The organism is Methylobacterium hispanicum, assembly GCF_022179285.1.
In the GTDB taxonomy this organism is placed as follows: Bacteria; Pseudomonadota; Alphaproteobacteria; order Rhizobiales; family Beijerinckiaceae; genus Methylobacterium; species Methylobacterium hispanicum.
Genome location: NZ_BPQO01000004.1, coordinates 102,726 through 117,032, shown reverse-complemented (window position 1 = coordinate 117,032; position 14,307 = coordinate 102,726). Strand labels below are relative to the sequence as shown.

Here is a 14,307-nt window from a genome sequence, read left to right as displayed (position 1 = left end):
GGTACCCGACCATGCAGAACAGGTACCAGCGTCGCCGTCAGAGGGGCGTCACCCTCATCGAGATCTCGATGGTGCTCGCTCTGATCGCGATCTTCATCGCCGGCATCTTCGGCTACCTGCGCAGCACGACCGTCAACCAGAAGGTCGAGCAGGCGGTGGGCGAGATCGCGTTCATGCGCAACACGGTCTACGAACTCTACAGGTCGCAGGCATCGTACGGCCAGCTCACCTCGGCCCAGCTCGCCGCATCGAACGTCGTTCCCCGGCGGATGGTCGACGCGGACGGCACCGGGCTCAGGCACTCGTTCAAGGGGCGCATGGACGTTTCGCCCAGCACCATCGCGGCGTTCGGCGATTCCTTCTCCATCGAGCTCGACGACCTGCCCAGCGACGGCTGCATGCTGATGGCGAGCAAGGATCTGGGGCGCGACGTGTTCCGCATCGACATCACCGGCGGGACAGGCGGCAGCTTCGCCACGTATCCCGCGCCGGCCGCCGCCAGCGCGGCCTGCGGCACGCAGGGCGAAACGACGGCCAGCGTCACGTGGTATTTCCGATAAGGCCGTTGACGAAGGAACGGATCCGGGGAAGCTTGGTGCATGCTCTTCCTCGGCCCCGCCCCGGCCTCGCCGCCGATCTGTTCCTTCGTGGTGGTCACCTACCGCCGCGACGAAGCGCTGCAACGGACCCTGTCGGGGCTCCGAACCCAGCTCGCGGGTCGCAACGCCGAGCTCGTGCTGGTCGACAACAACGCCGACGGCCTCGACCGGATCTGGATGCTGGAAGGCTTCGAGCGCTCGACCCTTCTGCGGCAGCCCGACAATCTCGGTGTCGCCGAGGGCCGCAACGTCGGCATCCGGCACTCGCGCGGCCGATTCCTGGTCTTCCTCGACGACGATGCCTCCTTCGCGGTTCCGGGCGCGCTGGACGCGATCGACGAGGCCTTCAAGGAGGATCCGGCCATCGGCGCGGTCGCGTTCCGCAGCTACGACGCCGCAACCGGGGCCGGCGACCCGACGGAGTTCCCCCATACGGACAAACGGCTCCGCGAGGACGGTGCGATCGACACCTTCCGCTTCATCGGGGTGGGACATGCGCTGCGTCGCGACGCGGTCGAGCAGGTCGGCGCCTACCGCCCCGAGTTCTTCTACTCGATGGAGGAGTTCGACCTGTCCTACCGCCTGCTCTCCCACGGCTGGCGGATCGTCTATCGCCCGGCGGTGGTGGTCGAGCACCGGCGCGACCCCGCGGGACGGGTGCCGTCGCCCCGCAAGGTGGAGATGTCGGTCCTGAACAAGCTCCGCATCGCCTTCATGCACCTGCCCGCGCGCCAAGCTCTGCTCTGCGCGGCCGCGTGGCTGTGCAACGGCTTCGCGATGCGCCGCGGCATCTACCGCATCGACCGCGTGCTGGCGGAGTTCGTCGCCTGGGCGATCCGCAATCAGGACCTGCGCCGTCCCATGCAGCCGCGGATCATGCGGCGCATCCACGACATGGGGGGCGTGGCGTGGCGATAGGCGCCGGCTTCCTTCCCGCCCAGGGCGCCACCCGCTGGCGCAGACCGGCGGTCAGGGTGGCCCACGCGCTCGCACTCGCCTCCGCCGACGTCAGCGCCGCCAGCTTGGCCGGGATGACGTCGTTCCTCGCCGCGAGCATGACGAGCCCGAGCTTCACGGGCATGGGCTTCGTGGCCTTCGACGTCGCCCTGGCCGCGCGAACCCAGACCGCGATACCGCTCCTCCTCGCGATCGCCGTTCTGCTGCATCTGCGCGGACACTTCACGGATCGCCTTCCCTTCTGGTCGGAGGCGAAGGAGCTCGTTCTGGCGGCCCTCCTCGCCCTGCTGGTCGAGGGCTTCGTCGCCTACGCCCTCAAGGAGCAGGTGAGCCGAAGCTGGATCGTCAGCAGCTGGATGCTTTATGCGCCCTTCGTCCTGCTCGCCCGGTCCATCGTGAAGCGCGCCCTTCTCGTCCTGGGCGTGCGCACCGTGCGGGTCCTCGTGGTCGGCACCGGCGAAGCCGCTCACCGCGCGAGGCAGGCGGTGGAAAGCGAGCCGCTGCTCGGATACCGCGTCGTGGCCTGCCTCCGCCCCCGATCCGCCGGCGAAGCCCTCGCCATCCTGCGCGGCTGCGGGGCCGATCTCGCGGTCGTCGCGCTCTCGCGCGAGGACGAGGAGCTGGGTATCGCGACGGCCAGGGCCTTCGTGTCCGCCGGCGTCCCCTATGCCGTCTGCCCCACCGTGCAGGGCCTCGGGTTCTCCTCCATGCGATCGACCATCATGTTCGGCCACGACGTGCTGTTCATGACCGACCGCAAGGGGCTGGGAGACCCGGCCGCGCGGATCCTCAAACGCGCCTTCGACGTCGCGGTCTCGTCGGTGATCCTGGTCGCCGTCATGCCCGTGATGGCGGCCGTCGCGCTCCGTGTCGGAGCCGACGGCGGAGCGCCGTTCTACGCCCAGTCCCGGGTGGGGCGTCACGGGCGCGTCTTCCGCCTGTGGAAGGTCCGCAGCATGACCGTCGACGCCGAGGAGCGGCTACGGCGCCTTCTCGCCGAGGATCCCGTCGCCAGAGCCGAATGGGACCGTGAGCGGAAGCTCCGCGACGACCCGCGGATCACGGGGTTCGGCAGATTCCTGCGGAAGTCGGCCGTCGACGAGATTCCGCAGCTCTGGAACGTGCTCAAGGGCGACATGTCCCTCGTAGGTCCGAGACCCGTGGTCGAGGCGGAACTCCAGCGGTACGGAGACGAGGCCGACGCCTACCTGCTCGTGCGGCCCGGCATCACGGGACTCTGGCAGGTGGCCGGCCGGAACGATGTCGACTATGCCCGGCGCGTCGCCCTCGACGCGTGGTACGTCCGGCACTGGTCCTTCTGGAACGACCTCGTCGTGCTGTTCATGACCCTCCCGGCCCTGCTCTCCCGCAGAGGGGCCTACTGACTGGCCGGTCGGGCGGGGCATGCGACCGGAGCGGTTGCGGCTTGCGGCCGTGCGGTGTTCCTGGGCCAAGGTAAGCAGCGAAGGCGCAACGGATGAAGCCCGGGTTCAAGGAGCCGAAGCCGCAAGGCTACATCATGCTGATCGGCGGCATGGCCACGCGGGACAGATCCGTTCCCGTCCGGGGTACGTACGACCCGAACGATGCGGTCGCCGTCCGGGCAGCCTACGAACGCGACTTCAGCGGCCCGGCGAACGGCCCCACGGGCGGCTATTTCCAGATGCTGATGTTTCTCTCCAACGTGGAGGGCCGCATGGGTTACGCGCCCGGAGCTCTCACGAACGCGGAGAAATTCGAAGAACTCGTCGACCTCTATTGGCAGGCGCGCTGCAGGCACGGGATCGTGGTTGCGGAGCCGGACGCGGTCCCGCCCGTCGCGCCGGCTCCCGCCCCCGGCTGCTGACGCGTCCCCGTGCCGCCCGGCGGTGCCGGAACTCCGCGGTCCAGGCACTTGATCGGGGAGCCGCGGCGCGATCGACGTCGGGCTCCTCCGGGAGCCGCCCTCCCCCGGCCGACGTGCTCTTCCGTCTTGGGCTCGAGTTCCGCGCTTCGGCACGCACGTGGAGGGCTTGATCCACGCCCCCTTCGCAAACGCTCCTTCTCCGGATCGGTCGCACCCACCGAGGCCGCCGCCTGGCCGAAGGATCGGTGCTCCAGGGGGCACTTCGATTCCTTCGACTTTTGCGTACGTCTGCGCCAGCCTGTCGCCATGACGAACCTGCCGAGCCCATCCGTGGACCGCCCGAAGGTGCGGCTCCCCGTCGAGTTCACCTACCACGTGGGCTATCTGCCCCCGCGCGCCCAGAACCAGCGCCGGATGCCCATGCAGGGTTCGACGGTCGTCGAGATCGACGAACTCGATCCCGCAACGACCGAGCACGTGGCCAACGTGACGTCGCGCCGGCAGTTCGCCTATTCGAGCGACCGCTACGTGCGCGCCCGCGGCGCCCCGCCCGTCAGGGTCCTGTACGCCGACGGCTCCTTCTGGCGGGAGGACATGCCCCTCGACGACCTCAGGCGCCAGCTCGCCTCCGGCGCGATCGATCGCGGATACCTTGCGCATCTCGCCTCCCGCGGCACGCACAGCACCGAGCACGGCGACGTGGCCGGGCTGAGCAACGAGCAGCGCGCGGCCAAGGTCCTGGCTCACGTTCCCCACGACCGCTGGCAGGACGACGGGGGCGCCGCGACGGCGGAAGCCTTCCGCAAGCGGGCGGCATCCATGGCCGTTTTCGACGGCGCCGTCTTCGTCCGAACGCCGATGCCGGTGATCGAACTCTCGCGATACGCGTCTCGCGGCCTCACGATCGGCTCGTCCCGATCCTACGGCCCCGCCGAGGGGCGGGAGAACGAGGGCGACCACCGCTTCGACCTCGACGAAGCGAAGCAGGCCCTGGCCTTCCAGAGGTCGCTGAGTACCGAGAAGGAGGCTGCGGACGGCACGCTGGAGATCGAGCTTCTGAAACCCGGCATCTGGGAGGCCGCGAGCCACCGCGACGCCGTGATCGACATCGCCAAGCACGCCTTCTCCAAGATGATGGAGAAGCCCGACGAGCTCCCCGTGGAGGTCCTCGAGCGGGCTTTCGATCTGCGCGACGCCCTGATCGAATGCGCTGGCGAGATCACCCCGATGCTGCTGCAGGTCCTGGAGGATCTGCGGGCCATGCCGCGCCCCTCCGACGGGCAGATCGCCGAATGGACCCTTCAAGCGGCCCAGTACGGCGACAACTCCTGGAACAAGGGGCGCTCCGCGAAGCTCGTCGAGGGTGCGGCCGCGGTCGTCGACGAGGTCGTGGCGCTCGCGGGGCGCGCGATGACGCGCTGGGAGATGCGCAAGCCCCATGCATCGTGGGAACAGCATCTGACGGGCCCACCCGTCGTCTGGGACGAGGCCGGAGCGATCCACCAGATCCTGACCCTCTCCGAGGCGCGCGTCCTCGAACGGATGCACGGTATCGATCTATCGCACGAGGTCAGGGAATGCCTGGAGGGCCGCGCGCGGCTGCACGTCGCCGCCACCGGCCCGTACGGCGTCAGCCTCCAGAGCGCCTCGCCGCACGCCCTGCTGGTGGAGGACGAGACGGGCCTTCGCGTGCTCGCCGCCCACCCCGCGATCGACGCCGGCGCCGTGTCCGCCGTCGCCGAGAGGCTCACCGGCCGAGCGTTCGCGTCCGCCCACGCGATGGCACCAGGCGGAGGCCGCTGACATGCGCGTCGACCTCACGATCCCCTACCGCTTCACCTGCCGCCGCAAGGGCGCGCGCAAGGACGACCACGGCTGGGGCCGGACGCCCCTGACCGTGGAGATCCCCGTCCATTCCGGAGCCGCGCCGGTCGTGGGCCGGTTCGGCATGCCCGGGCGCGAGGCGCGGCTGGACGAGGCCGGAGTGCTCCGCCAAGGGCCGGACGAGCGCAGGGACGATCTCAAGGCCGTGTTCTCGGCCATCGACGGCCGGCCGCGCACGGTCGTGTTCTTCGAAAACGATTTCTGGGTCGAGATCGGCGCCGCCGCCGACATCCAGGAACGTCTGGACCGCAGAGGCCGGGAGGACCTGGATCCCTTCGCGGTGAGCCGCGGCGACGTCTTCCTGTTCCACCAGGAAGGGAAACACGAGGATCCAGACGCGCTCCGCGCCGGCGGACAGATCAAGGCGATCGTCGCGAGCGAGATCCACGAGTACAAGGCCCTCGCCTCCGACCGCGCCCGCCTCGACCTCCGCGTGGTGGGCGACATGGTGGTCATGCGGACCGCCGAGCCCGTGATCGCGGCCGTCCAGTACAGCCGGCACGGCAAGGAAGATCGTGCCACCTACGAGATCGTGGTCGTCCCCTCCAGCGACACGACCTCGACGGGCTTCAAATTCATTCGCGACGTCGGCCGTACCTCCTCCTTCGGTGCCGTCCCTCTGCACAGGAAGGACGACGTGGTGGCCGAGGTCCGCGAGAGTGCCGACAAGCTCTCCGGCGAAGGCGGCAAACGCACGGTCGTCCGCGAGACGGGATCCTGGCGCCATCGGCGCCGGAGGCGGGTCGAGGAGAAGTTTTCTATCGACACGACGGTCCTCGACCTGACCGTGGCCGACGTGGAGCGTCCCGATCTGCTGGCGTACGACGACTTCGCGAAGAAGGTCAGCGGCGGCGCCTGGGCCCTCACCGGCGAGATCAGGAACTACCTGCGCCACATGGCCAAGCCGACCGGCCTCGCGCTCGTGCGCCTGATGGACGCCCGCGAGGCCTCCCGCGGGATCGTCACGCCCCGCCTCGTGCGCGCCCTCAAGGAGGCTTCCGAATGCCTGCTGGACGGCGCCGCCCTCACGCTCCCGATGCGCGTTCCCGGCGGCAACGCCGTCAACGTCTACGGATACCACGCCATCGACGAGGAGAGCGGCAAGTTCGCCGAGATCAAGGCGGCGGCCGGCGAGGTGCTCGATGCCTTCGAGATGCGCGTGCCCGGCCGGGACTGGTTCGACCATGCCCTCGACGGCGCGGCCGATTTCCGTGACGGCTTCGCCGTCTACGAGATCTGCACGTTGACGGACGCGCGCCGGGCCGCGGCCGCTCTCGGCGTGCCCGAGATCTCCGATCTCGCTCTCGAGGTCGCGCGCGGCGAAGGGCACCTCGTCTGCGTCCGCAGAGGCGACGAGGTGCAGGGCGTCGTCCACGTCGCCGGTCCTCCGGCCCTGCTTGAGGTACGCGACGTTTTCGCGAAACCCGGCTTCCATGGCACGGTGGGGGAGGCGAGCGGACCGTTCCTGGAACGCATCCGGTCCGAAGCCTCGATCGAAGCCGATCTCGACCTGGGTCTGGAAGCGCCCGCCTTGGCCTGATCGCGGGCGGCGGGGGCCTGGGCGGCCCGCGGCCGACGGCGCGGGCCGCCGATCGGAGCGTCGTAGAGCTGCTGCACGCGCGGCCCCGGATCAGTCGCAGGGATACTCGGCCCCGTGCAGCTTGACGCTGGCCGTGAGCTTCGCTTCGGGCGCGATGTTGGTACGCCCGACCTTGAAGGGCATCGTCTCGCCGGCCTTCAGCAGGACCGGCTGAACGGTCGTGAGCTTGGTTTCGCCTCTTCCCCGCAGCACCGCCCGGAGCGAGGCGTCCGCGTCCAGGAGGACGTTCGCCGTCAGCTTGATGCTGATCGTCTTGAGGCGATCCTCATCCCTCCCTTCAACCGCGACCGAGCAGGACAGCGAAGGGCTCTCCTTCGCGGGCGCGGGCTCCTTCCCGGGGATCGGCGTCCTGGCGAGCGAGGAGGCGGACCACGGCGAAAAGTCCGCCAGAACCTTGGACAGGCGCTGGAACACGCCGAGCTGCGGCAGTTCGGTGTCAGCGGGAAGGGGCCCTGTCACCGAGCGGTTGAACGTGATCGAGTTGCCGCTGGCATCCTCCGAACGGAACTCGAGATCCCGCGCGAGGACGTTCGAAGCGAAGTTCAGGCCGAACAGAAGGGCGATCGAAGCCCTGAGAGCGGAGTTCATCTTCGTATTCCTTGGCATGATGGAGTGGTCAGAGCTGCGATGCTGTAGTCCCCTGAAGATTTCAGCGCCGCGAGATGTTGAAGCGGATCGTGTTGTTGCCCACGTTCTTGAGCGAGACGTCCCCGCCGTCGTTCTCGACGGAAACCGCGCCGTCGGTGTTGTCGATATCGGTGGAGCCGCCTCCGCGATGGACGACTCCGGTCTGAGCGGAGCCCACGGAGAACACCTGGACATCGCCGCCACGACCGAACTGGGAGACGACGACGCGCGAGAGGCGGTCCGCGACGATGCGGTTCCGCTGCGCATAGCCACGGATGAAGAGGCTGACCTCGGCGCAATCGCTCGCTTCGACCTCGACCTCGTGTTCGATGCCCGCCACGTCGGCGACGTTGATCGGTGCGCAGGCGTACCGCGAACCGGCCTGGGACGGGGCGGCGTACAGAGTGGCGACCAGGGCGGCGGCGATCATGGACTTGTTCATCGTGCTCTCCTCGTGTGGGTTGTCGGGGATCGTCCCCGCCCCCCGACACAGCGGAGAGCCGCTGCCGATTTTTCGCCGGGCCGCGATTTTTTCCCGAATTCCACGCGATCGGGCTGCGGTGCCGGATACGTCCCCCGATTCCGTTCGGGAGTTCGGCGCCCTACCGCCTCGGGCGACTTGGCATATCCCTATGAGGAAGTGCGCAGTCGAAGCGTCGGCCTCGGCGATCTCTTCAGGCAGGAGAGGAAGCGTGCCTGCTCGACCTGATCCGACGTCTGCAACCGCTGCACCGGGGCCTTCGCTTCCGGATTCGGAACCCGAGGCCGGGCGGATGGGGCGCTCGAGCGAATAAAGCGGTCATCCGGACCGTCATCGGGCGGAAAAAATCGACGGCTTCGAAAAACCGCCGGCGGCTCTCCGCTGTGGGTAGGCAGGCCCACCGACGAGTGGCCTCCTACGAAGGAACCGTACCGATGTTCGCTCGCCCGCTCCTCGCCGCAGCCTCCCTGCTGCTCCTGGTCACCGGCGCTTCCGCCTCCGAGTGCGACATGCGGGCAGCCGTCCGGGGCGAAGGCAACAACGTCGAGATGAACTGCTACGTGATCCAGCGCGACGGCACCGCCGCTCTGATCGATCTCGCCACGGAGTTGGCGGCGCAGCGCCGTCGTAGCTACGAGGCCGATCGTCAGGATGACCGCCGCTACTACAACCCCGGTCCCCGGCCCGTCGGGTACGGCTACGGCTACGGCGGGCTCGCCCCGACCTATGCTCCGGCCTACGCACCCGCCTATGCTCCGGCCTACGCACCCGCCTACGCTCCCATCGTCCAGCCTGGTCCGTACGGTCGGGTGGCTCCCATCGTCCAGCCCGGTCCGTACGGTCGGATGGCTCCCAGGTTCAGCCCGTTCTGAGCCGGTGGCAGCGGGACGTCCGTGCGAGAGGCAGGCCGGCCACGGCCCGGAGCGCGCAAGGAGGAGGCCCGGCGGTCCACCTCCTTCCTGAAGGCGCGGACATCTCAGACGTCCGCGTCGATCGAAACCACGTCGCCCTTGGCCTTGAGTCGCTCCGCCCGCTCGAGGGCGAGCGAGATCGGCGCCTTGACGGTGATCACGCCGGTCCTGGCCGGCCTGTCGCGCCAGCGGACGTGTCCGCGCACCCAGGTGCGGCCCGGCTCCGGGCGTCCGTTGCGGTCGCGGCCGACCGACCCCGGCCGAAGCGTCCGCCAGAACCCTTCGAGATCCACCTGGAAACGGGGGGGCGTGTAGCTGCGCGTCCCGCCTCCCGGAGTCAGGTTGACGATCTCGAGGGTCTCGATGCGCCGGATCCCGGGCCTGAGGTCCCTCGGCGCCCGGAGCACGCGCGCGGCGTCCGCGCCGGCGCTCCGGCCCGCTCTGGTCCGGCGCTCGGTCTGGGTCACCAAGCGGACGCGGTAGGCGAAATAGGACGGCAACTGAAAAAGCGACTCGGCCACGTCGAATACGATCCGGTGCTCGTCGACGCGGGCGGCGAAGGCCTTCATGCCCTCGATCTGGTCCGGCGTGGCCTTCGTCACGTCGTCGATCCCGATGCTCGCCGGATCGTCGGAAACCATGGAGCGCGACGGCCCCTCGTCACGCGCGAAGGTCCGGCTCTCGTGGACCATGCGATCGAGGTCGAACAGGCCGAAAGCGACCGTCTTCCAGACACCGTCGACATCGGGAAGCGGGGCGGCGTGGAGCTTGCCGACGTCGAGTGACCGGGAGCCGCGCGTCTCGATCTGGCCCTTCTCCTCGATGTCGCGGTAGAACGCCTGGATCTTCGCGGTCTGTTCCTGCAGATCGCAGACGGTGCCCCCGACCATCATCCAGTGGAGCCTGGGCCCGAACCTGACGAACGAGATGCCGCTGACCGCGAAGGTCTCGCCGGCGGCGTCGACGAAGGCGTGCTCCCGGATGTCGTCGAGCGCCGTGTAGCTGTGGACGATCCCCTCGGGCAGCGCTTCGAGCCGCGCCCGCCCGGCGTCCGGGCAGCGGTCGCTCCGGATGAAGTCGACGAAATCGCCGACGGAGTAGGCGTGGTCCTTCTCGGGCGCGATCTCGTAGGATCTGAAGCGGCCGTCGCTCCAGGGTACCATGAAGGCTTGGAGAACGCCGAAGCTGAAGGGCATGCGCGGATCGTCCGCGTTCTCGTCGAGGCGCGAGTTGTAGAGACCAAGGAACTCTCGGATCTCCTCGTCTACGTGGAAGCCGGCCCCCGAGGCCGCCACGGCGGCCCGGCGGTCGAGCACCCGGCTCCAGGCGGCCTTGGCCTCCTTCTCGTGCTGGCGTCGCTCGCCGCGGGAGCGGCCCGCCCCGTGGACCGGACTCCTCATGCCGCCTCCGCTTCCCGCGGAGCGCCAGCGGCTGCGATCCTGCGCAGTTTGCAAAGGGAGATCTGCCGCTGCCCGTTCTTGCCCATCTTCCCTGCCTGCTCCCAGGCACTCGCCCCGTCTCCGTCGAAGACGATCTCGGCTTCCGCCGGCGAGACGACCTTCAAAACGACCAGACGCGCGCAGGTGGCATAGAGCGCGACCGCATCGCCGCCGGTCATTTTTATCTGGACCTCCCGGCCGCCGGAATCCACCGCGTCGTGACCGGGCGAGGACTGTCGGTACAGGGTGAGGCCGAGGGCTTCGGCGGCGACCACCTCGCCGATCGATCCGACGAGATGGCCGTCCGGCGTAAAGCTGCGACCGGGATAACGGGCCGAGAGTTCGGCCACCGCCTCGTAGATGCGGGCGACGGCCGGCGGCAGCGGGATGCGTCGGTTCATGTCGCATCGTACGCGCGCGGGACCCCTCCCGCACGCGGCACCTTCGCGCGTGGTTGACGATCGGTGTCCGGTCAGCCCTGCCGCTCCGCCCGGAGGTCGTTCTCGGATACGTCTTCGTCGGTGGGACGCCGATGCGGTCGCACGTCTTCGGACGGGCCCAGCGAGGCCGGCGACGGGCCGGTGGCCGGCTCGGCGTCCCGGACGGCCTTCAGCTTCGCGCGACCGCCTTCGTCGATGAAGTCGCGCACGCTCCGCGTCAGCCCGGTTCCGGGCCTGTCCTCGCCTACGAGGTCGTCGCGGCCGATCGCGATCGACGACATCGGGTTTGCGAGACCCAGGAGGTTCTCGTCCATGACGAGGCCCGCGCCGTCGTTCAGCTTGTCACCCATTGCTCGGCTCCGCCTTTCGCCCTGGTTCGCGCGGTACGCGTCGAACGCTGGCTTTTCGACCATCGCGAGACGCTCGCGTCGAACATTCCCCGCTCGCCGATATCGCTGACGATCGCCCTGTGCTGCGCCTTCGGCACGCGGCGGTCGCCCTCCCAGACGAGCTCGACCAGGATGATGTCCGTGAAGCCCCGGAGGATATCCATCGCGAACTTGGGGATGCGGTCGATCTGCCCCTTCACGAGGCTGTTCTGGACCACGGTGACGAAATTGTCCCCGATCTGCACGAACACGCGGGCGTTGGGCGCGAGGCCGGCGTCCATCACCGCCATGAAGGTGCGGCCGTCGTGGGTCTGCATGATGTCGGCGTGGTCGATCGGCACGGGACCGGTCTGGCGCGGCGCCCGGGCGCGCCTGCGCTCTCCGTACTTCGCGAGCGAGGCCTCGCCGGGCCGATCCTGCAGCAAGGCCGCGAGATCCCGCTTGGCCTCCAGGAAGGCCGCACGTCCCTCCCCGCTCCGCAGCCATTCCGCCAGAACGGCTCCCTGCGCGCCCGGCGGTTCCGGCCGGTTGAAGCGCTGCGAGCAGAGCTTCGCCAAAGCCGTCCGCTCGGCGCGCTCGGCGAGGCTCGGCAACCGACGCACGACCGACTTCACCGTGGGGTTCGGCAGCCTGTCGCCGAACAGGTCGAGGACGAGGTCGCGTCCGAGACGAGGCAGGGCATCGTAGGCGACCCAGATATCGCCCCTGGCACGCCACTCGCGCTCGGAGATGCCGCGCGCCGGCGGGCCGAGCGACCAGGAGGCCGCGACGAGATCCTCGCGTCCGTCGAGCGTTCGCAGAAGGGGGACGGGAACGCAGGCGGGCACGATCAGGATCCTGTCGCCGACCGCCGAGAACTTGAGGACGACGTCGAGGGAGGCGTCGTAGCTGCGGCGCGCCCGCTCGCTGGCACGCCGCCCTCGCAGATCCTGTACGGCGTCGGCCAGCGGGCTGGCTTCGGGGTCGCGCTCCACGATGCCGGCGTGGTGCAGATCGAGCAGGCGCGCGGCGGCGTCGGCCGCCCCCTCCGCAAGAAGGCGGGCGCCGGCGCACGACACTTCGTGCCGGACCGCGGCCACCGCACGCGCGAGATCGGCGACGTGGCCGGCCGCGAAGATCCACCCGATCCGCTCTTTCGCCACGCCCGACTCCATTCCTTTGCGGAGGGTGGCCCAACACGCCCCTGCAGGCAAGGCCGCGACAAGGATCGGCGCTTTCTCCGAAGGGATGGCGAATCTTGGCTATTGGAGGCTGGGCGGCATGGTTCTATGCTTCCGGGAAGGAACGGGTCTACGTCTCCGCGGAGCGCGCTGATGTTGGTGGAAAAGATCGTCGCTTCGGAGGCCGTCCCCGGTCTCGGTGGCGCCGTCGCTGATGCCCTGCGGTCGCTCGGGCTGGCGACGACCGCCGAGACGCTGGCGCATGCGCTACGCCATTCGCTTCATCAGGTCTCCGCAGGCCCGTTCGCGGCCCTCGTCGCCCACATGCCGGCGAACGTCCTGGTCGCCGACCTCGTCGGTCTCGGCGTCGAACCGCTCTATATCGAGATCGCCCGCCGTCGGATGGTGGAGGCCGGCGGAGCCAGCGCCCCCGCGCTCGACGAGGAGATCGAGCGTCACGTCCTCGACTACGTCGCAGGGGTCGTCGGTTCCGCGTGACGCCATGCCGGCGGCGCGCGTCGCCTCCAGGCGCGTTCGGTAGCTACGCCCCAGGTCTTCGGCGGGCTCGCCCCGAGGTGCAGGACTTGGTACCGCAGGGCCTGGGCGGTCGCGATGCCCGCGCTCGTCTCAGGAGCGTCTTCGGCCGCAGGCAGCAAGGCGACTGCGAGCCCGGACCGCAGCAACGTGATAGGAGATGTCGATGCCTGTTCGCCGAGTCCCGGAAGGCCCTGCAGCCGACGTGATCCGGCGTACGTCGGCGGAGCTGAGGCATGCCTACGCCAACCTCAAGAACGGGCATGTGCGGCACCACGCGACCTTCGCGGACGGCCTGATAGCTCCGCAGATCAAGCAACTCGAAGATCTCGTCCAAGGCCCCCTCGACGGCCCTGCGGCCGACGCGATCCGACGGATATCCGCGGAACTGAGGCATGCCTACGCCAACCTCAAGAACGGACAGGTGCTCGATCACGCTGCCTTCGCGGACGGCTTGATAGCTCCCCAGATCGGGAAGCTCGAGGACCTCGCCCAGGGGCCGCGCGACGGGATTGACGAGACGGACTCTCCGTCCGCTCCGAAGCCCTTCTGATTCAGGCGGCCGGAGCCAAGTCGGCCAGGATGTCCGCGTCGACCCGGAAGGGGATGCCGTCCGTCGAGGGGGCGGGAACGCGCATGTCCTCGGGAGACAAGGCGGGGAGCACCTCGACGACGGCGACCCGGATCAGCTGCGTCCGAGGCCAGCCTGGGCGCTCGTCGTAACCCTTCACCGTACCCTTGATCACCGCCCGTTCCCCTTCGGCCATGCTGAAGTTGGGCGTGATGGCGTAGAGAGCGTTACCCTCGGCATCGAGCAGGTCCGTGAGGCACATCTCCTCCCGCCCCCGGCCTTTGAACTTCTTCTGGATCCACTTGGCGGATCCCGTGCACGTCACCTCGATCTCGACGCGTTCCCCGGGTTGGGCCACGGGCTTCGAATCCGCATAGATCCGCGCGATGCGATCCTTGCGGTCGAGACACTCCCCCAGCGCGTCGAGCTGCGCGCAGGTCAGGCTGCCCCAGATCTCGGCCTTCGCGAGCATCTCGCCGACGAACTTGTCGTCCTTGCAGGCCTCAGCGCGCTCCAGAAGATGCGCGTTCTCGTCCCGGAACACGAGGTATCGGGCGGCGATCTCCCTCTTTTTGAGGGCTGCGGCTTCATCCGCCTTGGCGCGCCGCTTGAGCCGCGCCTGCTCGCGCTTCTCGAGCTGAGGGCCCGTATAGAGCCGCACCTGCTCGTCGATCTCGCCGCCGCCCTCGCAGGGGAAGCACTTCCGCCGCCCCCGCCAGCGGCCGGATCCGCCGCACTTCCAGCAGGTGACGAGGGCCTCGCCGAACGGCTTGCCCTTGTCGTCCTCGAACACGCCCCCCGCGTAGGGGGTGCCGTCTTCGAGGAACCAAGCGGCTCGGGTGTCTGGCAGGGCGTCCATCGCGATCTCC

16 protein-coding genes are annotated in these 14,307 nt (G+C 69.1%); 9 read left to right on the top strand and 7 right to left on the bottom strand.

The window, feature by feature from the left end; genetic code table 11:
- The first annotated feature begins 11 nt into the window (after window positions 1-11).
- The 6 genes from MFF56_RS06160 (at window position 12) to MFF56_RS06135 (ending at window position 6,826) form a co-directional block, all read left to right on the top strand.
- Window positions 12-560, top strand: coding sequence for a type 4 pilus major pilin (locus MFF56_RS06160; RefSeq protein WP_238229729.1), 549 nt, complete (start codon window positions 12-14; stop codon window positions 558-560).
- A gap of 39 nt (window positions 561-599) precedes the next feature.
- The gene (locus MFF56_RS06155; RefSeq protein WP_238229728.1) at window positions 600-1,517 is read left to right on the top strand and encodes a glycosyltransferase family 2 protein; all 918 of its coding nucleotides are present in this window, start codon (window positions 600-602) and stop codon (window positions 1,515-1,517) included.
- On the top strand, window positions 1,508-2,941 hold the full coding sequence (locus MFF56_RS06150; protein ID WP_238229727.1) for an exopolysaccharide biosynthesis polyprenyl glycosylphosphotransferase: 1,434 nt from the start codon (window positions 1,508-1,510) through the stop codon (window positions 2,939-2,941). Before MFF56_RS06155 ends, MFF56_RS06150 begins: the two co-directional genes overlap by 10 nt.
- Before the next feature lie 92 nt (window positions 2,942-3,033).
- Window positions 3,034-3,402 carry a hypothetical protein gene (locus tag MFF56_RS06145; RefSeq protein WP_238229726.1) on the top strand — a complete coding sequence of 123 codons (369 nt, stop codon included), beginning with the start codon at window positions 3,034-3,036 and terminating at the stop codon, window positions 3,400-3,402.
- A gap of 330 nt (window positions 3,403-3,732) precedes the next feature.
- A complete protein-coding gene (locus tag MFF56_RS06140; RefSeq protein WP_238229725.1) occupies window positions 3,733-5,205 on the top strand; it encodes a DUF8359 domain-containing protein in 1,473 nt (490 codons plus the stop codon).
- 1 nt (window position 5,206) lies between these two features.
- Complete coding sequence (locus MFF56_RS06135; protein WP_238229724.1) at window positions 5,207-6,826, top strand: DUF8359 domain-containing protein; 1,620 nt, start codon at window positions 5,207-5,209, stop codon at window positions 6,824-6,826.
- A 90-nt stretch (window positions 6,827-6,916) separates the two neighbouring features.
- Here MFF56_RS06135 and MFF56_RS06130 read toward each other — a convergent pair whose 3' ends face one another.
- A complete protein-coding gene (locus MFF56_RS06130; protein ID WP_238229723.1) occupies window positions 6,917-7,474 on the bottom strand; it encodes a hypothetical protein in 558 nt (185 codons plus the stop codon).
- A 61-nt stretch (window positions 7,475-7,535) separates the two neighbouring features.
- On the bottom strand, window positions 7,536-7,943 hold the full coding sequence (locus MFF56_RS06125) for a hypothetical protein (RefSeq protein ID WP_238229722.1): 408 nt from the start codon (window positions 7,941-7,943) through the stop codon (window positions 7,536-7,538).
- A 485-nt stretch (window positions 7,944-8,428) separates the two neighbouring features.
- On the opposite strand from MFF56_RS06125, the gene MFF56_RS06120 reads away from it, so the two are divergent.
- Window positions 8,429-8,866, top strand: coding sequence for a hypothetical protein (locus MFF56_RS06120; RefSeq protein WP_238229721.1), 438 nt, complete (start codon window positions 8,429-8,431; stop codon window positions 8,864-8,866).
- A gap of 104 nt (window positions 8,867-8,970) precedes the next feature.
- Here the strand turns inward: MFF56_RS06120 and MFF56_RS06115 are convergent, their stop codons facing one another.
- The 4 genes from MFF56_RS06115 to MFF56_RS06100 form a co-directional block, all read right to left on the bottom strand.
- Window positions 8,971-10,305, bottom strand: coding sequence for a hypothetical protein (locus tag MFF56_RS06115; protein ID WP_238229720.1), 1,335 nt, complete (start codon window positions 10,303-10,305; stop codon window positions 8,971-8,973).
- The gene (locus MFF56_RS06110) at window positions 10,302-10,745 is read right to left on the bottom strand and encodes a DUF6998 domain-containing protein (RefSeq protein ID WP_238229719.1); all 444 of its coding nucleotides are present in this window, start codon (window positions 10,743-10,745) and stop codon (window positions 10,302-10,304) included. Before MFF56_RS06110 ends, MFF56_RS06115 begins: the two co-directional genes overlap by 4 nt.
- 71 nt (window positions 10,746-10,816) lie before the next feature.
- Complete coding sequence (locus tag MFF56_RS06105; RefSeq protein ID WP_238229718.1) at window positions 10,817-11,134, bottom strand: hypothetical protein; 318 nt, start codon at window positions 11,132-11,134, stop codon at window positions 10,817-10,819.
- The gene (locus tag MFF56_RS06100; RefSeq protein WP_238229717.1) at window positions 11,119-12,315 is read right to left on the bottom strand and encodes a hypothetical protein; all 1,197 of its coding nucleotides are present in this window, start codon (window positions 12,313-12,315) and stop codon (window positions 11,119-11,121) included. The genes MFF56_RS06105 and MFF56_RS06100 overlap by 16 nt, the downstream gene beginning before the upstream one ends.
- Window positions 12,316-12,486: 171 nt before the next feature.
- On the opposite strand from MFF56_RS06100, the gene MFF56_RS06095 reads away from it, so the two are divergent.
- Both MFF56_RS06095 and MFF56_RS06090 read left to right on the top strand, forming a co-directional pair.
- Entirely contained in the window at window positions 12,487-12,831 is a 345-nt protein-coding gene (locus tag MFF56_RS06095; RefSeq protein ID WP_238229716.1) for a hypothetical protein, read from the top strand.
- Between the two features lie 202 nt (window positions 12,832-13,033).
- The gene (locus MFF56_RS06090) at window positions 13,034-13,420 is read left to right on the top strand and encodes a hypothetical protein (protein ID WP_238229715.1); all 387 of its coding nucleotides are present in this window, start codon (window positions 13,034-13,036) and stop codon (window positions 13,418-13,420) included.
- Window position 13,421: 1 nt separating this feature from the next.
- On the opposite strand, the gene MFF56_RS06085 is transcribed toward MFF56_RS06090, so the two are convergent.
- Window positions 13,422-14,297, bottom strand: a complete 876-nt coding sequence (locus MFF56_RS06085) for a hypothetical protein (protein WP_238229714.1) — start codon at window positions 14,295-14,297, stop codon at window positions 13,422-13,424.
- Window positions 14,298-14,307 lie beyond the last annotated feature (10 nt).